This is a genomic window from Methanosarcina spelaei (assembly GCF_002287235.1).
GTDB classification, from domain to species: Archaea; Halobacteriota; Methanosarcinia; order Methanosarcinales; family Methanosarcinaceae; genus Methanosarcina; species Methanosarcina spelaei.
In genome coordinates, this window is record NZ_LMVP01000516.1 from 16,043 (window position 1) to 38,390 (window position 22,348).

General features: G+C 41.9%; 18 protein-coding genes and 1 pseudogene. 11 read left to right on the forward strand and 8 right to left on the reverse strand.

All coding sequences use genetic code 11. From position 1 onward, the window contains the following. Positions 1-80: 80 nt before the first annotated feature. The 4 genes from ASJ81_RS22975 (at position 81) to ASJ81_RS23935 (ending at position 3,081) form a co-directional block, all read left to right on the forward strand. Positions 81-320 (forward strand): ferredoxin, encoded by a 240-nt coding sequence (locus ASJ81_RS22975; protein ID WP_170943389.1) that lies wholly within the window; start codon positions 81-83, stop codon positions 318-320. Then, entirely contained in the window at positions 307-1,752 is a 1,446-nt protein-coding gene (locus ASJ81_RS17765; RefSeq protein WP_212556109.1) for an NAD(P)/FAD-dependent oxidoreductase, read from the forward strand. Before ASJ81_RS22975 ends, ASJ81_RS17765 begins: the two co-directional genes overlap by 14 nt. Before the next feature lie 34 nt (positions 1,753-1,786). Beyond that, entirely contained in the window at positions 1,787-2,032 is a 246-nt protein-coding gene (locus tag ASJ81_RS23930; RefSeq protein ID WP_245860279.1) for a hypothetical protein, read from the forward strand. A gap of 251 nt (positions 2,033-2,283) precedes the next feature. Beyond that, positions 2,284-3,081, forward strand: a complete 798-nt coding sequence (locus ASJ81_RS23935) for a cytochrome P450 (RefSeq protein ID WP_275112583.1) — start codon at positions 2,284-2,286, stop codon at positions 3,079-3,081. A 413-nt stretch (positions 3,082-3,494) separates the two neighbouring features. On the opposite strand, the gene ASJ81_RS17775 is transcribed toward ASJ81_RS23935, so the two are convergent. Beyond that, entirely contained in the window at positions 3,495-4,067 is a 573-nt protein-coding gene (locus ASJ81_RS17775; protein ID WP_095645508.1) for a hypothetical protein, read from the reverse strand. Between the two features lie 572 nt (positions 4,068-4,639). On the opposite strand from ASJ81_RS17775, the gene ASJ81_RS17780 reads away from it, so the two are divergent. The 6 genes and pseudogenes from ASJ81_RS17780 (at position 4,640) to ASJ81_RS17805 (ending at position 8,904) form a co-directional block, all read left to right on the forward strand. Continuing rightward, complete coding sequence (locus ASJ81_RS17780) at positions 4,640-5,149, forward strand: FKBP-type peptidyl-prolyl cis-trans isomerase (RefSeq protein ID WP_095645509.1); 510 nt, start codon at positions 4,640-4,642, stop codon at positions 5,147-5,149. 5 nt (positions 5,150-5,154) lie between these two features. Continuing rightward, on the forward strand, positions 5,155-5,724 hold the full coding sequence (locus ASJ81_RS17785) for an FKBP-type peptidyl-prolyl cis-trans isomerase (protein WP_095645510.1): 570 nt from the start codon (positions 5,155-5,157) through the stop codon (positions 5,722-5,724). A gap of 123 nt (positions 5,725-5,847) precedes the next feature. Then, positions 5,848-6,318 carry an FKBP-type peptidyl-prolyl cis-trans isomerase gene (locus ASJ81_RS17790; RefSeq protein WP_095645511.1) on the forward strand — a complete coding sequence of 157 codons (471 nt, stop codon included), beginning with the start codon at positions 5,848-5,850 and terminating at the stop codon, positions 6,316-6,318. 31 nt (positions 6,319-6,349) lie between these two features. Beyond that, positions 6,350-6,757: an OB-fold nucleic acid binding domain-containing protein gene (locus ASJ81_RS17795; RefSeq protein ID WP_095645512.1), complete on the forward strand. Its 408-nt coding sequence runs from the start codon at positions 6,350-6,352 to the stop codon at positions 6,755-6,757. A gap of 151 nt (positions 6,758-6,908) precedes the next feature. Next, positions 6,909-8,087: pseudogene (locus ASJ81_RS17800) on the forward strand (sugar phosphate nucleotidyltransferase). 220 nt (positions 8,088-8,307) lie between these two features. Continuing rightward, on the forward strand, positions 8,308-8,904 hold the full coding sequence (locus ASJ81_RS17805; protein ID WP_095645513.1) for a diacylglycerol/polyprenol kinase family protein: 597 nt from the start codon (positions 8,308-8,310) through the stop codon (positions 8,902-8,904). A gap of 238 nt (positions 8,905-9,142) precedes the next feature. Here ASJ81_RS17805 and ASJ81_RS17810 read toward each other — a convergent pair whose 3' ends face one another. From ASJ81_RS17810 to pheA, 6 genes are all read right to left on the reverse strand, one after another. Beyond that, complete coding sequence (locus tag ASJ81_RS17810; protein ID WP_095645514.1) at positions 9,143-11,635, reverse strand: vWA domain-containing protein; 2,493 nt, start codon at positions 11,633-11,635, stop codon at positions 9,143-9,145. Further along, entirely contained in the window at positions 11,632-13,509 is a 1,878-nt protein-coding gene (locus ASJ81_RS17815; protein ID WP_095645515.1) for a DUF7408 domain-containing protein, read from the reverse strand. The genes ASJ81_RS17810 and ASJ81_RS17815 overlap by 4 nt, the downstream gene beginning before the upstream one ends. A gap of 2 nt (positions 13,510-13,511) precedes the next feature. After that, positions 13,512-14,393: a DUF58 domain-containing protein gene (locus ASJ81_RS17820; RefSeq protein ID WP_095645516.1), complete on the reverse strand. Its 882-nt coding sequence runs from the start codon at positions 14,391-14,393 to the stop codon at positions 13,512-13,514. A gap of 110 nt (positions 14,394-14,503) precedes the next feature. Beyond that, complete coding sequence (locus ASJ81_RS17825) at positions 14,504-15,478, reverse strand: AAA family ATPase (protein ID WP_095645517.1); 975 nt, start codon at positions 15,476-15,478, stop codon at positions 14,504-14,506. 191 nt (positions 15,479-15,669) lie between these two features. Then, a complete protein-coding gene (locus ASJ81_RS17830; protein WP_095645518.1) occupies positions 15,670-16,563 on the reverse strand; it encodes an OadG family protein in 894 nt (297 codons plus the stop codon). Between the two features lie 430 nt (positions 16,564-16,993). Then, positions 16,994-17,887 (reverse strand): prephenate dehydratase, encoded by an 894-nt coding sequence (gene pheA, locus ASJ81_RS17835; RefSeq protein ID WP_095645519.1) that lies wholly within the window; start codon positions 17,885-17,887, stop codon positions 16,994-16,996. Positions 17,888-18,306: 419 nt separating this feature from the next. On the opposite strand from pheA, the gene ASJ81_RS17840 reads away from it, so the two are divergent. Then, complete coding sequence (locus tag ASJ81_RS17840) at positions 18,307-20,193, forward strand: hypothetical protein (RefSeq protein WP_170943391.1); 1,887 nt, start codon at positions 18,307-18,309, stop codon at positions 20,191-20,193. A gap of 268 nt (positions 20,194-20,461) precedes the next feature. Here the strand turns inward: ASJ81_RS17840 and ASJ81_RS17845 are convergent, their stop codons facing one another. Further along, the gene (locus ASJ81_RS17845) at positions 20,462-21,961 is read right to left on the reverse strand and encodes a DUF4139 domain-containing protein (RefSeq protein ID WP_245860266.1); all 1,500 of its coding nucleotides are present in this window, start codon (positions 21,959-21,961) and stop codon (positions 20,462-20,464) included. Positions 21,962-22,348: the final 387 nt, after the last annotated feature.

The following is a 22,348-nucleotide window of genomic DNA, read 5'->3' on the forward strand; positions in this document are numbered from 1 at the left end:
TACAAAGCCGAATAGTTAATTATATAAAAATTCCATTATTATTATCTTACAAGTTTTGTTCCGGGTTTGGAGGTTTCACAGTGCTGCGAATTGTAGTCGATCTAAACCGGTGTGAGAGCTACGCTCAGTGCGTATTTGCCGCACCGACTGTATTCTGGATGAAGGATGAAGAGTCGCTCGAATATGATTATGCACCGGACGATTCACTACTAGTGCAAGTAGAGCGGGCGGCTGCAGCTTGCCCGGTACAGGCGATTAGTATTTGCTGGCTGGATGAGCAGTTGGAGCAGCAGGGAGGAAATCACAGTGAGCAGCAATAATGCTGAGAAGACTTCTTCTTCCGTACAAAGATCTGTTCAAAGAATAGTTATCGTCGGTGCCTCTTTGGCTGGCTTAAGTGCTGCAGAGTCACTGCGTTCCGAAGGGTTTGCCGGGACAATAACTGTGATCGGCGACGAACCACATGCTCCCTATGATCGCCCTCCTCTGTCTAAAACTGTCCTCACAGGCTGGCTACAGGCAGAGCACACGACTCTTCCGCAGAGTGTTGATTTACAGGCCGAGTGGCTGCTTGGAATGCCTGCCATAGGGCTTGATCTGGGTAACCGAGAGGTTGAGCTCGCTGACGGGAGGCGGGTTGGCTTTGATCGCCTGTTAATTTCTACCGGGACACATGCTCGTACGTGGCCGGATTTGGCACAGGCTGCCCTTGATGGAGTATGCCTGTTGCACACCCGTGATGATGCTGCCCGGCTACGAGCCCGGTTAGCTGCCCGGCCGAAGCGAGTACTGGTGATTGGCGGTGGTTTCACTGGGTCCGAAGTTGCTTCAGTCTGCAGAGAGCTAGGTCTGGCTGTCACGGTTACAGAGCGCAGTGCTACACCTCTTATCGGCGCTCTCGGCGCGGCTGCAGGTGCATTTGCTGGCCAGCTCCAGCGTGCACATGGAGTCGATCTGCGTTGCAATGTCACGGTTATGTCGCTGGAGGGAGATGAGAGCGGACGGCTGCGCTGTGCCTATCTTTCAGATGGTGATATACTTGACATCGATGTGGCTGTAGTCGCTCTTGGAGCAGTAAGAAACGTTGAATGGTTGCGTGATTCCGGGTTGGCATTTGACTCACGAGGGCTAGCTTGTGATGCCGCCTGTCGTGCTTTCGATATCAATGGAATAGTCACAGACGGTATTTTTGTTGCCGGAGATGTGGCTCGCTGGCCTCATCCGCTCTACGGAGGTGAGCTGCTGGCAGTCGAGCACTGGGGAAATGCTGTTGAGCAGGCAAGAACGGCAGCACATAATATGGTGAGTGTTCCGGCAGATTTCCGGGCATACAAAAGCCTGCCTGCTTTCTGGTCCCGTCAGTTTGGCGTCAACCTGAAGACGATAGGCCTTCCAAGCTTTGCTGATGAGGTTGTGCTCACACAGGGCTCTGTTTTGGAACGCAGGTTGGTTGCAGCTTATGGCTACAAGGGCAGAATTGTCGCAGCTCTCACCGTAAATATGGCACGCTGGTTGCCAGCTTATAAGGCAATGATCGAAGCCAGGGTTCCATTTCCGCCTGTACTTCATTCTCCAGATAGTTCAGCCGAACTTCGGCCAGTTCCTGCCGGATTTCCACCTCATGGACAAACTACCCATAGCGCTAATGCTATAAAGACCGGTACAGGTCCGAGCACACCTCCTCCAGAAGAATCATCTACAAGCGATAAAGTGAAGGACCCTCGTGTACCGCCAGGATTTCAGCCCAAATGATAGGAGGCAGACTACGTGATACAGCAATCTTTGTATGAGCAAGTTCTTGACTACGCCAACCGTGCCAACCCTTATCCTCTATATGCCCAATTGCGCCAGACACCAGTTACACGACAGACAGATGGGAGCTATGTTGTCAGCACTTATAGGGAGATTGTCTCGCTACTTCATGATCCCAGGATTGGTTCAGACTTTCGCAAGCGCTCCGTTCATGATCGTCCTCCTGCAGGCCTTTCGACAAATAAGGAGCAGGCTTTTAAAAGTCAGGTGCCGGAAGTAGGTACCGAAGCATCCGCATCCAACGAGGGTTCTGAAACGGAAGTAGTTCCAAGTTTTATCGGTCTGGACCCACCTGAGCACGATAGAATACGCCGGCAAGCTACATGGCCGTTTGGCCCACCTCACAAACCAGGTAGAGTAGCTGACATGGAATCTGAACTGATCTGCCTTGCAAATCGACAGATAGATACTATGAAAGGCAAGTCTTCGATTGACATTGTCGAGGATTTCGCCTACCCAATTCCGGTGACGATGATCAGTAAGCTGCTTGGTGTACCTCCTGAGGATCAAGCACGTCTTCATGCTTTATCAGAAGCTATTATCGAAGGTATTGACCTGGACCCCCAGAAAAGCCAGGAGGAACGAAAGCGGCGACAAGAACAGTCTGGCCAAACTTTTAAAGATCTGGAGCAATACATGGAGGCGCTGATTGAGCGTCATCGCAAGCATCCCGGTTCCGATCTGCTTTCAGGACTTATAACAGACTACGGTCCTGACGGGCCAATGGCCCAACCAGATATTGTGAGCACTGCGAGCTTATTGCTCATTGCCGGCCATGAGACCACAGTGAACCTGATCACAAACGGCATGCTCACACTGTTGAGGCATCCTGATGTCCTCGAACGACTGCGTCGTGAACCAAACCTGGTTATTCGCCTGGTCGAGGAACTGCTACGCTATGAGCCTCCTGTCCAGATTCTGCCAAACCGGGTGGCTCTTGCCGACATCACTATTGCCGGTACTATTATTCAGAAAGGTTCACCTGTTATCCTGCTGCTTGCCTCTGGAAGCCGTGATCCGGCTCGCTTCCACGATCCAGATAAATTCGATCCTGATCGCAGGGATAATATGCACCTTGGTTTTGGCTGCGGCATCCATTACTGTTACGGCGCCCCACTCGCAAGGTTGGAAACTCAGATTGCACTAACAGAACTCGTACGACGGCTTGAAAATCCCAGGCTTGCGTATGATCAACCTCCATACCGACAGAGTGCCACTCTACGAGGACCCCGACATCTTATTATTGAAATCGATGGCGTGAAGGACTGAGAGTTCAATTTATAATTAAACTTACTTTGAAATTTTCCATTGTAGTTAACTGAGTTTCTGATTATGGAAAATAGTTATAAGACTTTACTAATTTGAAAATAACTTTGCTTTAGGATAAGCTCATCAAATAAACGATTGGATAATTGAAGGACTAGTACTGCGATTCTCAACTAGGTTCATAAAACTTAACTTTTGAATTGATCCGAAGATCACGGATTTTTCCCAGAAATAAGGAACTGATTTTGGAATCGAAGCACTAGTAATTGACAGATTGATTAAAGGATTGGTAACTGGAAGATTTGTTAAAGGATTGGTAATTGAAAGATGAACTATAGTCACACCTGTAAATGTTGCAACAAAAGACCTCATCTTACCATATTGAGTAGTTACATTGTTTAGCCTCGTGACTATAATTAAATAGATAGTTCATCCTCCCGATTGCAATCGATTCTCATACTTTTCCGATTGTAGAGTTCTCTTTCCAATAGTTCTGTTTGCCCGATAGTGTCTTCTCCCCATTTTTGTTTAACTGCTTCACTCCACTGAAGTTTACCGTTCCCAATCATAGACTTTGGGATTGCAAAAATGTTCTCTCTTGTTGTTCTGGAAACTCCAGATTTTGACAACTTATACTTACTTGTTTTCGGATCGTATACCATCTGATGATCGAGTTTAAATGCACTAACTGCCTCAGAAAACTTACAGTTACCTTGTTTTAATCCTTCTTTTGGATCTTTTCCTTTTCTTCGCTTCATCTTTTCTATTTCAATCTCTTCTTTTCTTATATCTTCCAGGTACCACAAACTCTTATCAATTTCACTTTTAAACACAATCATGTGCCATTTAAGAGACTGCGAATATGGTTTTTTCAAAAGTTCATGCAATTCGGCAATCAGATAGGAATCATCTGTCGTATTTTCAATTTCTTCCATTACTTTTTTCATTTTGGTCAGATTTGCCTTCTGTCTTTCCTGACTTGTTACCATGACTATCAACATAATAATTTTTATTAGACTGTATATACAGAAAGTATATTTTAAGTCTTCGATAACAGATCATAAAAAAAATAATCTGGAACAAATTTAGACACACCCAAACATAAAATGTCAAAGCAGCTCCACATTAGTTTTGTTAAAAAGTACCGGCATCATCACTTGTGACATAACAAGGATTGTCTGACGTTTATGGATAGGTTAAAAAACAGAAGTGAGGGTGGACTTTGGTGTTCCTGATAATTGTCACTAGCATATTCCTGTTAATTAATTTACTTATCGGGGTCATTGTCAGCCCTGAGTATATTAAGGGTCCTCTCAAGTTGGAGTAGAGTTACAACCTTAATAGGCGGACTCTTAATTCGTTTTTATTCTTGGGCTTGTAATCTTTATTGCGGGGTTCACGGCTGTTTACTCATACCTCGAATATCAAAAAGAACTGGAAGGGATCAAATCTCAAATTAAAACTTAAAAATGAGGATTACAGGCATTCCTGTAATACCGAATTCTGAAATTCCTGTTTACTTGGTTTTTTGACTTTTATTTTATCATTACGTTTATCTAGAATGCTTTCGTTTGTTTTATTGATTCTTATGGCCGAGGATATAACAAAAGACACAAGCATAAATATTGAGAATGGGGATACAATCTCAGTTAATTATGTAGGAAAACTTGAAGATGGTACAATTTTTGATACTTCCGTAAAAGAAGTTGCAGTCGAGGCAGGGATATATATCCAAATGAGAAATTATGAACCCCTCACATTTACCATCGGCGAAGGCCAGATGATAAAAGGATTTGATGAGGGGGTTGTTGGAATGCAAGTGGGGGAAGAAAAAATCCTTACAATCCCGCCTGAAGAAGCATACGGAGAATACAGGGAAGAATTCGTAAGAGAGATCCCTGTTGACGCTGTTGATTTTACTCCGGAAGTCGGAATGAGGCTGGCTACGGACAGCGGTCTGACAGGTACTATCACAAACGTAAATGAAAATAACTTTGTTGTAGACTTCAACCATGAGCTTGCAGGCAAGACCTTGATTTTCTCAGTCAAAGTTGTTTCTGTGGAGAAGTGAACGGGATGAAGGCCAGGAAAGGAGCAGTTTTCTTCATAGCGGTACTGCTCCTCGTAAGTATAATTTTTGTCAGCGGCTGCACGGACAAAGGGAGTGAGGGAGGAGATAGCAGAACGGTAAAGTCCGGAGATACAGTCAAGGTCGACTATACCGGGAAGCTTGAAGACGGCACGGTTTTTGACACCTCAAGAGAAGATGTTGCAAAGCAGGCCGGCATATACGTTGAAGGAAGGGAGTATGCCCCTCTTACTTTTGTCGTTGGCTCGGGACAGGTAATCCAGGGTTTTGATGAGGGTATAATCGGAATGAAAGTAGGGGAAGAAAAGACCCTGAAAATTCCTCCAGAAGAAGCTTATGGGGAATATGATAAAGCAAAAGTCCTGGCTGTTCCGATTGAAGAACTAAATCTAACAAACCGATCCGAAATTCCTGAAGTGGGACAAACCCTGAGAGATATGAACGGGAACCAGTACAAAGTAACAGCTGTAAACAACACTCATATCACTCTTGATATCAATCACGAGCTTGCAGGCAAGACCCTGACTTTTGATATAAAACTCATCTCAATAGAATAAATTTAAGTTACTGAAGATCAAATTGAGAATTATGGTATTTCTTTAAAATGTGTGTCCTTTAAGTATCCTTAGATATTGAGCTGACGTGAATACTGAAAGGAAAATGCACAGGAGAAAGGGATAATGGAAAATTCTCGTACTGTGAAAAAAGGAGATTACCTTCTTATTGATTACACTGGAAAATTTGAAGACGGCGCGGTCTTTGATACCACCTTGAAGGAAAAAGCTCTCAAAGAAGGGATATATGACGAAAAAAAAGAGTACAGACCTTTGTTTTTCAGAGCGGACGCATATCAGGTCATAAACGGAATCGACAAGGGGGTACTTGGAATGAAAGAAGGTGAAGAAAAAACCCTCATAATCCCTCCTGAAGAAGCTTATGGAGATTATAAGAGTTACCTTGTCCAGAAGATACCCCTTGCAAGACTTGAACTCCAGAACCCTCCTGAGCCAGGAACAAAAATCATAACACCCGCTGGGAGTGAGGTTAAAGTGCTTGACTCCACGGAAACTTCTGCTACCCTGGACTTTAACCATGAACTTGCAGGCAAAACTCTGGTTCTTGAAATAAAACTGGTCTCGATTATAAACTGATTTCAGGTCCATAAATGCGGGGAGGTAAAGTATGGAAAAAGAAGAAAAAGTCATGGTACTGCTGCTGTTTATGACATTGACTTCTCTTGTGACAGCTTATCTCTGCTTTGGACCGGAACTTACAGCTTCTGGACAGGAAGCCGGAGAAGAAGCCAAGCCGTATACCAGGGAATCCGGTGAAGGGGAGAAGGTGTTCCTTGAAGCCCAAGTTTTGAGCAAAAGGTTAACCTATACAGGTGGACACTTGCTTTTACAGGTAGATTACAACTCCGAAGTCCTTAGTGTCTTTATTCCAAAGACTGCTGGTGCTGAATCCCTTAATAACTCAGTCCAGAAAGGAGATATAATTAGTGTAACTGGTACTGTTTCGGAGTACGAAGGGAAAAGGGAAATCAAGGTAGAAAGAAAAGAAGATATTCTTCTGAGTGACCGTCAATGACCTTTATTTCCATTAATCTGAGTGACCGTCAATGACCTTTATTTCCATTAATCTGATCGGTCGCCATTAATTGAATAACCGTTATCAATAACCTTTATAACGACAACAGAATCGTTAACAATATATTCATATAAGGACATCTGGGAAAAATATGAAAGCGTGTATCATGTGCGGAGGGGCAGGGACAAGGCTCAGGCCGCTAACTTTCAAGCACCCTAAACCCAGCATACCGATTCTAAATAAGCCGTCAGTCCGACATTTGATAGAACATCTTTCAAGAGAAGGGTTCAATGAAATAGTCATGACTCTTGGGTACATGGGAGAGCGTATAGAAGAGCAGCTCGGAGATGGGCACATGTTTGGGGTACATATCGACTATGTATATGAGAAAGAAAAGCTCGGAACTGCAGGCGGTATTAAAAACGCTGAGAAATACTTGAAAGGCGAGCCATTTATCGTTCTTGGTGGAGATCACGTCCTTAACCTCGACCTGAGGGAGATGTACCGCTTCCATGAAGCAAATGATGCTCCGGTAACCATAGGGCTCCTTTCGATTGACGACCCTCGAGAATTCGGAATTGCGGACATGGACATTAACAACCGGATCCACCGCTTCCTGGAAAAACCGAAATCAGGCCAGATATTCAGCAACCTCGCAAGTACAGGCATTTATATATGTAGCCCTTCGATATTTGAATGGATCCCTGAAGATAAAAAATACGATTTTGCAAAAGATCTTTTCCCCTTCATGCTTGCAGCCGACAAAAAAATCAATGGTGTACTTGTGCGGGGAAAATGGACTGATGTAGGAAGTTCGGCAGCTTACAGGCAGGCGCAGCGCTGGATGCTCGATTCCCTTCCTGGAACAACAATCGAAGGGAATTTCACAACCCGGAACGCAAGAATAAAAGGTCCCCTGTCCATTTGAAACAATGTATGCATAGGTTCGAACTCTTCTCTTGTAGGGCCAATAGTAATAGGGGAAAACACAACCATAGGCAATAACGTCCTTATCGGGCCTTACAGCGTGATAGGCTCAAACTGCAATATAGAGGACAATGCAAAGATCCTTTCGTCCTATATTTTTGATAATGTGTCCATAGGAAAGGAGTCCAATATCTCAGGTGGAGTGGTAGCAGACGGAACAATCATCGGAGAACACTGCTTCCTTGAAAATGGAACCGTTATCGGACATAAAGTACTGATCGGAAGTGATTCAACAATACATTCCGGAGTTAAAATCTGGCCCGAAGTCGTTATAGATAAAGACTCAAGCATAAAGGAAACCGTAATTAATTACGATTATGACGCTTCAAACGATGGCTCGTAAAAACCGTTGACCCGAAACCGTTGCGCCGGTTTATCACGCCTATAGGGTTTGGGGCTAAGGTACTCAAACTTAAATGTTTCTTGGGGTTTTCGCTCAAGCCTTTTTTGAAAAGGCTTGCACTTAAGCTTTTTTTAAAAAGGATCGTGACTACGCCGTCGTGTTTTGAAGATTCAGCCAAGTAAAGGTATGTTTATATTAGATCCTTACAAAATCTTTTTCCATGCCATCCAGAGAATTTGTCCTGGAAATCCTGAGAAAAAGCGTTCATCTGGTTTCAATCCTGATAGTGCTTATCTACGAATTTTACGGAAAAGAAGCCATTCTCTGGGTGCTTATGCTGTTTCTTGTAACTGTTCTCGTGCTTGACTACTTCCGGATAGAGCATGGAATTCGAATACCTTTTTTCCATATCATGTACAGAAAAAGTGAATCTGACCGTTTCGGAGGGCATATTTTTTTTGCACTCGGAGCAATTTCAGTAATATCTCTGTGCAGTAGAGAAATCGCTTACTCTGCAATCCTTATGGCAACTTTCGGAGACCTGACTGCAGCCCTTATCGGAAAATTCTACGGAAAGAGGAGAGTTTTTCAAAAAATCTTTAAAAATGATAAATCAATTGAAGGCTCAGCTTCGGAATTTCTTATTGATTTCTTTATAGGGCTGCTGATTCTCGGAAATCCTATCGTTTCCCTGGTCATGGCTTTTCTTGCAACCCTTACGGAAACTGCAGTCAATAAAATTGATGATAACCTCATAGTACCGGTTTTCGCCGGTTTTTTCGGGCAGATAACTCTGAATCTTCTGTCGTATTTATGACAATCTTGGGGATTTCTCAAAGGGTACGCCGACATTTAATGGATTTTTTAAGAAACCTCTTAATTAAATATTCTTGAAAAACCTCTTAATTAAAGGGTCCTTGAAAAACCTCTTAATTAAATATTCTTGAAAAACCCCTCAATTAAAGGGTCCTTGAAGAAACCCCTTAATTTAAAGGTTTTTCAAAGTTTGTTCTTTGAGATGCTTTCAAAAAGTTCAAAGAGCTCTAGACGAGCTCTTATTTTCCAGCTTCGATCTCAACCTGTGCATTCCTGAGCTTTCTCATTTCCCTTATGCGCCTGGCAAGGATTTCCCCAAGATAAAGCACAAGCGCAGTAAGGAGCACATACATTTTCAGGCTTACCTGCTCGTCAGATTGTCTCATTGAGTTCTGCCGTGCATCTTTCAGGAGAAGGGCTCTTGCATCCTTCTCACTGTATATTTTTCCTCCTGTTTCAAGGACAAGCGACTCTATATCTTCATTAAGCCCTACATCCCGGGACTCAAGCTGGTAATTTACCGCAAGCGGATAGCCTGATATATCATGGACTCCGGTAGTTTCGGGGTTTACGCTTGTTTCGTAGGTGTTCCTTCCGGTTAAAGCAAGGTCAAGAGAGCTTCCATCCAGCTTTATCTGCGGGATTCCTTCATCGTACATCGTAAGCGTCAGATTGGAAGGAGTTCCTAGCCAGGTATCCGGACTGTCCACAACAGCTCCTTCTTCAGCTCTCGGGTTTGCTATTGCCCAGTTTATAGTGCCCGAAATGAACTTTGCATTTGAACCGTTATAAAGGGTAGTCGCCCAGCGAGAACCTTCTCCTTCCCCGTTATCCGTGGTAAAGGCTGCAACTCTACCAAGCCCAAAACGCCAGGTGGTAAGTACAGGCTTTCCGGTAGAAGTAATTACCAGGCGTTCAGCCCCGGCCTTTTGAGTAACATCATTATAGCCCGTAATACTGGCATTTGTGAGATTTACGTTTTTAGTGATGAAATGATCAGGAGAATACGCAAGCAGAGGGTAATCGTCAAGTTCGACTTCTTCTTTTTCTTCTTTTTTCTCCTCAGAAGACTCTTTTGACGTCTCAAAGCCTATGTTTGCTCTTTCACCCGTATCAATATGGAAATAGTTCTTTTCAAGCCCGAGTTCCTTCATCAAGTTTTCAGCATAATATTGTCTTTTTTCATTTATCTGGGAAGGAGCTACTGAGTGGACTTGGATAAAATACAGGTTCACACCGAGTTTCTGAAGTTCTTTTGCAGCCTGAAGGCTTGGCTCATAGGATTGTTTTATTGCTCCGTCTGAAATAATAATAGCGTCAAGATCGCCATCCTTACCGGTAAGCATTTGTTTTGTGATATTAAGTCCCTCATTTAAGGAAGTCTTGCTCTGGTCGTCAGGGGTCAACCGCTCAATTTTGTCTTTCAATATTTTCTTATTCTGCTCAAGTCCCAGAAACACAAACCCTCCTGAAACATCATATGCTTTACTTCCGAATGCGACAACTCCTGCATTTGCATCTTTAAGGTTTTCATTCTGGATAATGTAGATAGCATTTCCCAGAATATCTCCCTGGGACTTGTGAGCAGCAGTACTCGGAGAGACATCCAGGAGCAGGACCAGATTTCTTCCTCCTTTATAGTCGGAAGGCTTTGAGAGAACAGGCAGGATTTCTTCAAGTGAGGAGTTAAGGTAGTTCCCGTAGTTGTAAGCCTGTTCTCCTCCCACGACAACCAGTCCGCCACCGTTGCTGACATAATTTGTAATTTCTTTCATCTGGGCTTCGGAAAAAGAACTGATAGGCTGGTTGTCAAGCACCAGAGCTTTGCTGCCTTTAAGAGCTGCAGCTCCGGGATAAGTGCTGACTACCGAGACATTGTAAAGGTTGCTCAGAACCTTACCGAGAGGAGAATCAGGTTCGCCTGTAACCAGGATAAGCTTTGATTTCGGAATAACATACACTGACTTGAAAAACTGATTGTTAACTGTATTTTTGTCCTCTCCGTGAGGGGTGATTTTTACACTGAGGTTATGGGCACCAAGGGTGTTAAAAGCCTGATTAATCTTTATGGGATCCTCACTGTTATTCCTGCCCTGCAGAGTAAAGTCTCTGCTCTGCGAAAGTTTTCCATCCATAGATACCTCAAGGAGATAGTTGACACTCTGGTTTGAAGCCTGTCGGACAACTATATCGAACTCGTTCTGGTTATCCACTACAACCGTCTTATCCCCTTGCATTTCGACACTTAGGTCATTTGTCTGGAGTTCGGGCTGGACAAGATAAACAGGTGTGCTGGTTTCTTTTGCAAACTCCAGGGCTTCAGGGAGGTCTTTGCCTGCATTATTGTTCCCGTCGCTGACCAGCACTATCTGATTTCCGCTTCCCGCATATTGCGTAATAGTATCTCCAAGCGAGGTTTTATCCCCGGTTAGCTGGACTAAAGTTGTCGGTGTATTAGCTACCAGGGCTTTATACAGTTCAGTTCCTGCTTCTTCAGGAAAGAGATTCATACTTGAGGTCTGGTCCTGAACCATTACAAGAGAAGGATCTTTTTCATTAGTTGTCTGCGTAACCGTAGTAAAAGGAGATGCCAGGGCAAGCACAAGCAGAAACGCGACAAGCATTCTCCATTCTACAAGCTTCGTTTTTGTCTTCCGCAGGAGGTAGAATCCCGCAATAAGCACGGGGATTATCAGGAAGAGCATTTCGGGATGTTCAAGAGATAAATTCATAATTCACCCCGCTGGCGCACAATAAGAATTTCAAGCAGTATGAACAGGAACATAAATCCTATAAGATAATCGGTAATATCATTTTTGGCAGTATAGGAATCTTCCTTCACAATTTTAGGCCCATCTTCCGCAACAGCTCGTTTGATCAGTTCCGAAGCATCGACTGTAGTGTTGGACTCCCTGTCATTGTATAGATTCACTGCAATTTTTTTCCCCGAAAGTTCGTAAATCCCTGCTTCGTCAAAGAGGACACGGTTTGATGTGAAAGTCTTTGAAGGTGTGCGGATTTCCTCGGTCTTTGAGAGGGAGTTCAATGTGCCGGTATTCAGATTATATTCGGAAATATCCCCAGTTCCTCCAAGCCATTGGACAAGTTTTATCCAGAAGACAGGATACTCGGGCAGGTTGTGGAAATTGTTCCAGGAATCTTCTCCTAGCTCGTCACTTAACCCCATATAGAAAACTGTTCCTTTGCCTACCTGCCAGTAACTCAGTAAAGGAACGCCATTATCAAGTGTTACGAGGGTTGTTGAACCGGTCCTCTCAGTTGCATTCAGGTATTTGCGGGCCGAAATTTCATCGCTCCTTATGTCAGTCGTAATACTGCTCTTCAGGACTTCCTTAACCCCAAGTCCGTTTTCGTCATCATCAAGCTTCAGGGGTTTCACAGGTAGGATCTTGAGAAGGTCAACATCGGTTTTCTCGGGAACAAGGGCTCCACTTGCAATAAAAACCGCATTGCCTCCGTTTCGGACATAACTTTCGATTCTTTCGACTGAACTGTTGCCGATTGGGGTTTTCTTCTGGGCAAGTACGACAAGGGTATAGTTGTCAAGCACGTCAGGTACGGATTTTGAGACTGTCAAGTTGCTGTTAGGAAGCAGGGAGAGTGCAGTTTTCGAAGGCAGTTTTCCGTTGTCAGTAACATAGAGTATGCGCTGGTTTGAAGTCACAGGAATGGAAATATACGCTTTATTGTCAACAGGCAGGCTGTCTTTAACATCGAGCTGGACTGTTGTAATGCCTGGCCCAAGATTTTCTAGAGTAAATTGTTTTGTCCCACCTGCAGGGACATCAAGAGAGAAGGAAGTTGAGGAATTTCCTGAAGTCCCTCTGCCTGTTTCGATTTTAATGCTCTCGCTATGGTCTTTGTAATTCTTGATTACACCTGTATAGCCATATTTTCCGTCCGTAGCCTCAATCCAACCATTAATGATTCCTATATTATCGGCAGGACTCCCCACTTTTACGAAATTGACTGAAATCCCGTAAGATTCAGCCAGGTTCTTTGAAGCAACCGGATCATCACCTTTATAGTTAGTGAAGTCCGAAATAACGATAATCCTTCCTCCTTCTGTGGAAAGAGACCGCATACCTGTAGTAATTGCTGCAGACAGGTCGGCAGTACCTGCTCCTGGCTTAACCTTATTGAGAATATCCTTTGCAGAGGATGCATCTCCTCCGTCAAGAGCAAGAAGAGGCGTATCAGAAGCCAGGATTATGCTGTTTTTCTTGCTCACATAGCCATCCGCAATCTTAACAGCATCATCAAATCGAGAATCAACCTGCATACTTGCAGAGGTATCAAGGACAAGCACTGTATGCTCTCCACTCAGCGGTTCCTGTGAAGTATAGTAATAGCCTGCTGCGCCAATGGAAAGAAGGATCAGCATCAGGAGCTGGATCAGGAAGAGCGGGTCTCGCACAATTTTGGTTAGTGAAGCATAAACACGTTTCCTTTCCCTCTCAAGTTTAAGGACAAACATAAGTGAGGGAATTGCAAGTACCGTCGGCCTGGGACGGAGCATGTAGATAATAATAAGTGGTATTAAACTCAGGAGAGCGGCAAGAGCAAGGGGATTTTCAAAAGGCATTTTTAGTGTCTCCTTCTCCTGATGGTATGGTAGAAAGCATCGAAGATAGGGGTGTCGGTTGTAAAAGTATAGAATTCAGCTCCTACCCTCATACAAGCTTTTTTAATTCTTGCGCTGTGATCATCAAGTTTTTTAATATAGCGTTCTTTAAACTTTTCACTAACATAAGTCCTTATTTCTTCTCCGGTTTCAAGGTCTATAAGCTTGCTGTTGCCCTGGAGAGGGAGCACTTTTTCCGTGGAGTCCAGCACCTGGATCAAAATCAGGTCGTGGTCAGATAACCTGGAAACTGCAGTTTCTATTGCCTCGGGTTCCTGAAGAAAGTCCGAAATAAGGATTACAAGAGATCTGGACTTGATTTCCCGACTATATTTTATGACAGTTTCCCCAATAGAAGTGCTTCCGGATAGTTCAAGCTCTGTCAGCCTGTCGATTGCTCGCAAAAGGTTTTTTCGTCCACGACTGGGTTTATTTATATCTATTTCCTGTGTAAAGGTTGAGATTGCAAACCTATCGTTATATTTTGTTACCATGTAGGCATAGCCTGCCGCGAGCATGGCAGCGTATTCAAATTTCGAAGTCCCTTTTTCAGGGTAATCCATACTTTTGCTGGCATCCAGAAGGATATGGGTGGTAAGGGTTTTCTCTTCCTCAAACTGCCGTACATACAGTTTTTCAGTCCTCGCATAGGCTTTCCAGTCGATATCTTTCAGACTGTCGTTAAGATCATATTCTCTGAATCCAATGGTATCTATTCCGTGTCCACTTCGGGTTGAAGGTCGGTTTCCGGCGTAAACGGTAGATACTCTTTTTCGGACAGAGAAAGTAAAGCGGTCAAGCTGTCTGAAAAAATCCGTTTCAATATTTTGTTTTGTGCGAGTCATTCTGGATCGTCAATAAAAGCCCGGTTTATTCCGGGTCCGGGAAACCCTTCAGGGTTATTTTAGCTTATTCTACAGTTCCTTTCCTGGCCTGACAATCCCAGGCTCAGGTTTTATTTGAGCTTTCGGATAATTTCCTCAATAGCCTGGTCAGGGGTCATCCCGCTTCTTTCGGCTTCGAAGGTAAGGATAAGCCTGTGGCGGAGAACCGGATATGCCATATAATCGATATCCTCTTTGCTTACAAAGTTCTTGCCTTCTATGAGGGCTTTGGCTTTTGCGGCAAGGATAAGTCCGATCGATGCCCGTGGAGAAGCCCCGTACTCGATATGCTCTTTGTCTTTTCTTGTCATACCCACAATAGAAAGGACGCGCTGCTTGAGTTCCTCTGAGATCGGGACCTGCCTGGTGAGTTTCTGCAAATCGAGTAGTGTAGACTTGTCAAGACCCCTGGAAACATTCGGGACTTCGGATTTCGTATAGCGGTTTATTATCTCCATTTCTTCTTCATAGGAAGGATAATCTACAAGGATTTTTAAGAGAAAACGGTCGAGCTGGGCTTCAGGCAGAGGATATGTGCCTTCCATTTCTATGGGGTTCTGGGTGGCAAGAATGAAAAAGGGACGATCCAGCATGAAGGTATCGTTTCCGACTGTTACCTGTTTTTCCTGCATAGCTTCAAGCATGGCTGATTGGGTCTTAGGGGATGCCCTGTTAATCTCATCCGCAAGGACAACGTTTGCAAAAACCGGCCCTGGCTGGAATCTGAATTCTTTTTTGTTGTCTTTTTCTTCAATAACGTTTGTCCCTGTAATATCAGAGGGCATGAGGTCAGGAGTACACTGGATCCTGCTGAATTTAAGGTTCATTGCCTTTGACACTGTGGAGATCATAAGCGTTTTTCCAAGCCCCGGGTTGCTCTCAACGAGGGCATGACCTTCACAGAGTATTGCAATCACAATTTGCTCTACTACTTTATTCTGACCCACCACAACATTTCCAATGTCTTCAAAAAAGTTTTTGAAAATCCGGCCTGCGTTCTGGTAAGTTGTAACAGCCTGACCAGAATCGATATTAGTCTCATTCATATCCGCTTCACCCTTTAAGTTTCTGTTTTTAGAGGCTCAAAAGCCCGATTTTTCTGGATGTTACCTGTTCCTGCAGAGTATATCTCCAGAGCAGTGTATCTTAAGTATATTGTTTGTTATTCAAAAACTACTGTTAGACAACATTTGATTAACCTGAGTTCAAATAAATTCACTTTTAATAAATTTTCCAATTATTCTTCTGCAAGTCCCTCAAAGTAACTCTGGATAACGTTCCTGTATCCTTCCGGTAAATTATCATAATAAGCCTGGGAAGCTGCCGCTTCAGGGTTTACCAGGCCTGATTGGGTAAATGACTCATTCGTCTGCTCTCCTGTTTCCTGGCTTGTAAAGCCCTGACCTGTACCCGGAGGAATCTTCAGGTCAACCTCTTTGCCTTCCACCACAACAACGGCCGGCTTCCCCAAAATCTCTTCTTGGCTGGTATTATTCGAGGTTCCTCCATTTTCATCCACAGGATAAAGTTCAGAGTTCGAATTAGAAACTAAGGGAAGCTTATCGATTACTCCGTTAAGGTCAGTAGGGCTGAAAGTCGTCTGGTATCCGGTTCCGGCAACATATGCGAGAACGGAAACTGCAAAAACTATTACAAACAGATCTTTTGCAAGTTTTCTCCTGTCAAGAAAGGACGAGGACTGTACGGGTTTTGAATCGATTATAACTCCGCCTATCAGGTCCCGGACAATAATATTGTCCGTACTGCGGTTATCATAGGCAGTCCTCAACCTCTCCTTGAGTACGGGGTGCGTCTCTTCTATAAAGGCAATCGCATCTTTCTTTTCAGCTCTGTAATGCCTGATAGCTGTAAAGATAAGGGAGAGGACAAAAGCCAGAAAAATAAGTCCCAGAGTTTCAAAAACAATCCCAAAGCCCAGAATGTTGTATCTTGCACCGGTATAAGGCTCAAAGATGCTAAACATTAAAAATAAATCTCTCATATTGAACAGCACGAACAGGACATAGAGGACAAGATAAGTTGCAAGCAGGTCTGCAAAGGCATAGAGTCCTCTATACTTTTTTAGAGCCAATTCGTGTTTGTTTACTATTTCTTCAATACTCAGAGCCATCTCGCTCCCTTTTGCAGCCTGGTAAAAGGCTGTGATCGTAAGTAGTTATGAGAAAGAATCTGTATGAAACATACAAATATACTGTCTGAAGATATTCTAGGAAGAGAATAGAGAAAGATAGTATATAAAAGTACACGTTCCTGAATATGCATTTTTTTGGATTCGTACAAAAATCCAATTTTTGTTAAGCTTTCTTTTTAAATTCACGATTTTGTATATATTTGCACTCCTTCACGTCCTTTTGCCAAAACTTGCAGAACTCGACCTGGGCCTTTACTCGTTTTTAATGTTAAGTAATATGATAACTAAGGATAGATAGTTCTGGTGTCTCACAGGAATTACTTAAAGTTTTAAAAGAGATAAACACGATCCTTAATGGATGATTACATTCTTAAAGTTGGATAATTTCAGTGTTTTGGAAAGGCAGTTGCTATGCTTTAAAAGCGGGATAAGAACCCAGTATTTTAAGAGTATCGGTTTTAGTTTTTATGTCTTTTAAGGTCTCTTTTATAATCGCATCACTTATGTGCCCTTCAAAATCGATATAGAAGTGATAATCTCCAAGTTCTTTTTTAGAGGGTCTTGACTCTATTCTTGTCAGGTTAATCTTATTTTTTGCAAAAGCCCCGAGTATTTCGTATAATGCTCCTGGTCTGTCTTTTTCCAGATATACTATTATGGAGGTCTTGAAAGCTGAATGGCTGGAATTTTCAGGCCTATTCGTTTTTTCTTCTGTGTCACATAAAACCTGCTCAAAAACCTGCTCAGCAGTATTTTTTCCTGCTGCTCGTAAAGCAATGAAGCGAGTGTAGTTTTGTTTTCTATCCTGTATATTTGGAAGGAGAACCTTTAGCCTGTAGCACTCTGCAGCCTCAGGAGAAGCTATTGCTGCCATCTCTTCAAATTCTCCTGCGAGCCTTGCTGCATGGGAAGTGCTGCCCGTACTCCTTAGTTCAGCTTCAGGAAAATATTTTTTTAGAAAATGCCTGCACTGGGCAAGTCCTTGAGGATGGGAAAGAATGACCTTAATCTTTTCAGGTCCACCTTTGGAGAGCAGGCAATGCTCAATTTTTACAACAATCTCTCCGACTATCTCAACCCCATTCTCATGAAGTAAGTCGAGAGTAACACCTACCGAACCTTCGATAGAGTTTTCTATCGGAACTATTGAGAGATCGGATTTTTTCTGTATTACAGCCAGAAATGCGTCCTCTATATCTGCAAAATACTGAATTCCTACACTGTCCAGCCTATGTCTCAGAATCCAGATTTGTACAGCTTTCTCCGAGTACGAACCTTCGGGCCCCAATGCACCGATAATCATCTTAGGGGTTAATTACGGCAATGGTAATAATATTTTTTGCCTCCTGAGTTCCAGTTTAGGAAGGACGGTGCTTTTTCACTTTGCTCAGGAAGGCTGAACTACCCGAGCCTCTTCCAGGGAGAATATAGCGGAACAGGTTAAGCAAATTTACTGTCGTGTATTAAAAATTGAATTATATTAAGAAAACTATAAATGTAAATATAGATTAATCCTCTAACTGAGAGCTTGAAGTGATATTTTCATCGTTCCTTAGTTATTGATCACCTAATAAGTTCTGAATTTGTGTATGTTGCTGAAGCCTATCCAAAGAATAATCTTACAAGCTGTCTCAAAGCTCGAATGATTTTATTTGACGAATGATTTGTCTGTAAAGTAATACTTCAAGCTAAAAATGAAAAAGATCACTGGATTATGGAATTGTGTCAATTATGGTTTCTAATACTTTAAATAAAGTTGATTGCTTATTGGCGGCACTTGGAGTAGTTTTCGGTATCGTGATTATTTCATTATACGCGGTGTCACCTACAATTCATATCTTTTCTATAGGCATGGCACTTACTTTAAGTTGCTATTTGTACCTTGTTATTACTCACGTACAATTTCCTATCTACCCACAACAAAATCTATCTAGAAAATGGAAAACAGTTTTGGATATCAGTTTTTTATTGTTATTTTCTCTATCATTGATTATACTACATTACTCAGAATATCGGCCTTTCAGTTATTTTTTTATATATTCCTTATGTGTAGGTTCTGTTGCAGTATCTATATTTTTCAGTACTCATAAGCTTGATTACCTAACTCAGTATTCAAAAATAATTTTGCTATCTTTCAATATCGATTATTCAATTTTTAACTTAGCCGGATTTATCCCTGGTGCCGATTCCTGGAAACAGGCTAAGATGAATTATCTGCTTTCTCAAACAGGAAATATTGGAGTGTTATTTGATAAAGAAATGTATTTTCCTGTAATGCATATCCAAACTGCAATTATGAACATTACTTCTAATGTCTCATTAAAGGATGCCAGTAATTTTGCGATAATTATCCCCTTCGTTCTTGCATCCAGTTTTGTATATTTAACATCAAAACATTTTTTCGGAGAAAGAGTAGGGTTATTTACCATGTTGCTGGTTAGTATTAGCGATTTCAATATATACTGGGGCTCTGCTCCTCAAACAACTTCTTATGGAATTATCTTATATTATTTACTTATCTATATTATTATTAAAGCGTATTTCCCAAAACCCAATCCAAAATTCGTATCACTCTCGATATTTTTGATTTTTATGTTGACAATCACTCAAGCAGTTTCCTCTTTTATATTTGTAACTACAATATTAAGCCTTTTTTTCGGATCTGTTTTTTATAGTTTAATATATGAGAAGAGTACAATATCGATGTTTAGAAATATTTCTCTTGTTTCTGTAATAGCATTGCTTCAGTGGTGGTTCATCGTTGTTTTTTCTAAGGGGAAAGAATCTTTATTTGACGTAGTAGTTTCTACATTTTATAATCATATCACAGGGCCTGTAGACTTATATAGGCCTGAAACAGTCTCAATAATATCTGCTATGTTACCCCCGTTTCTTGAAAGATTTGCAAATACCTTTGGTTTATTTCTATTTTTGTTTTTTGGAATTATTGGGTCTCTTTTTTGTTTATCATCTAAATATAGAAGTAAGACTAATTTTATGTTTGTTTTTTCATTAACAATTCTCCTTGGCATAACTTTTTGTTTTCCTTTCTTTGGACTGAGGGATATTTTGCCAACCAGGTGGTTTTCTTTCGAGTATTTTTTTCTAAGTATTCTGGCCAGTTTCTCTATATTTAAACTCGCTGCCTATTTTAAAAGCGGAAGATCCAGACTTATTTTTATTTCCATTGTTTTTATTGTTTTCTCCTTTTTTATGTCGGCAAGTACAGTTTCAAATTTAGATAGTCCTTTGTGGCTCAAAAACAATACTGTATCTACAACATTTACTTTAGAGGAGGTAAGCGGTGCAAAAACATTGTCTAAACTTGGAACAAATTTTATCGCTGATCCCAGTTTTGGAAATCTCGTAGTTAATTCATATTCGAAACGATATCCAACTATATTTAGTAAAGATATGCGTTTCAATCATGGTAGTGTTTTTTTATGGAGATCTTTCCTGGAAAAAAGGCCTATAGAATACACTATACCATTAGTGGGACATGAATCAATACCCTCCCATATCGTACTTGGACAAATTTTCCACTCCAGATTGAGTCAATATGATAAAATATATGACAACAAAGACTTGAGTGCTTATTATATTTCTTAAGCACTTTATCGAAAGTCCCGGCAACAATATTGTCTGGTCATGCGGCTCAATGGCTGCGATTAAGAGCTGAATTTCGATGAAGATGTTCAGTTAAGCCAATCTGACTTGTTTTAGGTAAGTAAATTGTCTTTCAACAAGCTTAGAGGCTGTCTTATGATACATATTTTCGTTTTTCCGTTTTTTCCACAGTTATAGGTTCTGGATTGGATTTTCTGCAGGTTTCGGTATTATAAAGTCCGCTTTTGGCAATTTGTCGTTTTTTTCTGAATTAATAACTGCGTTCTACGGTGTAAGTAACTTTCTTTGAGCCTTCTGCGGGTATGGTTATACTCCATTCAGCAGTATATGCATCTTTTTTCTCGTATGGGTCAGAAGTATTTGTGATTTCCCAGTCGCCGTAGAAGTTTTCCATGATTTTTACTTTCTGGGACTCGGATTTGTGGTTTTTGATTTCGGTTTCGTAACTCTCTCTCCAGATATTCGAGCTGATCTTATTGTAATTAGTCTGGGTCCTTTTGCCTGTTACATCAAAAGCGTTTCCGACAACAACTTTTATCTCTTCGTCTTTTGGGGTGTGCTTTATGCTGTCTTCCCCCAGGAATTGAAGCTGACCTTCGGAGTCAGTTTTGTATACCCTTAGAACTCCGGCAGGAAGAGGCATTCCAAGGCCTTTTTCTTTTGAATTGTTGAAGCTCAGGGCGACCTGCACATCGCTGTTTTTTGAGACATCAAAAATGAGCTCTTTTTCTACAGGCACGGAATTGACAGAGAGCAGGGAAAGTTGTTTTACCTGATTATTCCTGAGAGTGGCTGGTCTTTGAAGTGTATACAGGTGATACTCAAAGAGGGATTCCTCAACAACACTTTCCACAGCTTCATCATATGCAACTCCTCCTTCCACAGCTGGCTCTCTCGCAGGCGTCCCCTTCGGTACAGTTACGCGGTGAACGTCCCCTGCAACCAGTTTCAATTTGGCATTCTCATAGGTTGTCCCTGCTTTATTATTAACAGTAACCCAACCCTGTACATCGGCTTTCTTATCATCCGCAGTGGTTTTTACAATATAGTTTGCTTTCCAGCTCATCCCATTTGTAAGATAGGAAGTGAGGACATCCCTCTTGCCCGCAGCAGGTGAGTAGACTTGCCAAATAAGGGTAGGTTTTGTGAGCAGTCCGGCAGAGTCAGGAAATTCCACTTTCGAGATTTCGGAAAGAGTTACAACTTTTCCGTCACTTAACTTGAGTACCAGACCTTTGTACTCGTTATAATTCATGAGAATCCCTGTGTATGTGCCTCCTTCTTTTTCGGTTACAGTAATTTCTTTGTCCAGAAATTTCTCCAGGAGCTCCTGGCTGCTCACGAGATCATACTCATAGTTCTGCTCCAGTACGACAGTATTCTTATTTTTCGTATCCTCAAACATTACTGATGTCGGGTCAATAAGGGCAGCAACATCCTTATATTCAACTTTATTCACTCCTGAATCAAATTCGAGTTCCCTTTTTTCTTTTACAAGAGCAAGGTTATCATTATAAACAGTAACTTCGGTACCTGAATCAATTGCCTGAGCACCTGCGGTGAGGATCTCCAGGGGATTTGAAGTTTGTACTCTGGTAACTATGCTCGAACTGGATTCTATTCCGTTAATTGTAGTTTCAGACCTATCTGCTTGAGCTGCTTGAGCTATGCTTACTGTATAATCAGGATGGAAGGTAAAACCAGGATACAGGAAAGCTGCAGATGCGGTTAAAATCAAGCTTGATGCCATAATAAGCCAGATATAACTTTTATTTATTTTCATAAAAGATGTGTAGGTAACTTTCTTATTTATATTTAGCTTTAGCTGCAGTTTTGTTTAAAGTTGTCTCTTCGTTTTTCTACATAGTTTTGCAGGAATTTAGATATGGCTTTAAAATCTGAATAGCTTCTTGTCATTCTTACCTATCCGATTTTACCTGTCCGATTTAGCGTTTTTCAAAGGCTACAGACTGTAGATAGTTTACTTTTTATTTTTAGAATAAAAGGGTAAAAGACAGTTATAAATAATATACAGAAGTACATAGTTAATATTATCACAAAGTTATTTCGTTGTATCTGAAATGATCTGAAAAACACATACCTAATAGAAAAATGAGCTAAAAGATAAATCGGGGAA

What these genes read in the sequence shown, in the direction of transcription:
- ASJ81_RS23930 (WP_245860279.1), top strand. Translation starts at nt 1,787, where the DNA reads ATGAGCAAGTTCTTGACTACGCCAACCGTGCCAACCCTTATCCTCTAT.
- ASJ81_RS23935 (WP_275112583.1), top strand. Translation starts at nt 2,284, where the DNA reads ATGATCAGTAAGCTGCTTGGTGTACCTCCTGAGGATCAAGCACGTCTT.
- ASJ81_RS17775 (WP_095645508.1), bottom strand. Translation starts at nt 4,067, where the DNA reads ATGGTAACAAGTCAGGAAAGACAGAAGGCAAATCTGACCAAAATGAAA.
- ASJ81_RS17780 (WP_095645509.1), top strand. Translation starts at nt 4,640, where the DNA reads ATGCTTTCGTTTGTTTTATTGATTCTTATGGCCGAGGATATAACAAAA.
- ASJ81_RS17785 (WP_095645510.1), top strand. Translation starts at nt 5,155, where the DNA reads ATGAAGGCCAGGAAAGGAGCAGTTTTCTTCATAGCGGTACTGCTCCTC.
- ASJ81_RS17790 (WP_095645511.1), top strand. Translation starts at nt 5,848, where the DNA reads ATGGAAAATTCTCGTACTGTGAAAAAAGGAGATTACCTTCTTATTGAT.
- ASJ81_RS17795 (WP_095645512.1), top strand. Translation starts at nt 6,350, where the DNA reads ATGGAAAAAGAAGAAAAAGTCATGGTACTGCTGCTGTTTATGACATTG.
- ASJ81_RS17805 (WP_095645513.1), top strand. Translation starts at nt 8,308, where the DNA reads ATGCCATCCAGAGAATTTGTCCTGGAAATCCTGAGAAAAAGCGTTCAT.
- ASJ81_RS17810 (WP_095645514.1), bottom strand. Translation starts at nt 11,635, where the DNA reads ATGAATTTATCTCTTGAACATCCCGAAATGCTCTTCCTGATAATCCCC.
- ASJ81_RS17815 (WP_095645515.1), bottom strand. Translation starts at nt 13,509, where the DNA reads ATGCCTTTTGAAAATCCCCTTGCTCTTGCCGCTCTCCTGAGTTTAATA.
- ASJ81_RS17820 (WP_095645516.1), bottom strand. Translation starts at nt 14,393, where the DNA reads ATGACTCGCACAAAACAAAATATTGAAACGGATTTTTTCAGACAGCTT.
- ASJ81_RS17825 (WP_095645517.1), bottom strand. Translation starts at nt 15,478, where the DNA reads ATGAATGAGACTAATATCGATTCTGGTCAGGCTGTTACAACTTACCAG.
- ASJ81_RS17830 (WP_095645518.1), bottom strand. Translation starts at nt 16,563, where the DNA reads ATGGCTCTGAGTATTGAAGAAATAGTAAACAAACACGAATTGGCTCTA.
- pheA (WP_095645519.1), bottom strand. Translation starts at nt 17,887, where the DNA reads ATGATTATCGGTGCATTGGGGCCCGAAGGTTCGTACTCGGAGAAAGCT.
- ASJ81_RS17845 (WP_245860266.1), bottom strand. Translation starts at nt 21,961, where the DNA reads ATGGCATCAAGCTTGATTTTAACCGCATCTGCAGCTTTCCTGTATCCT.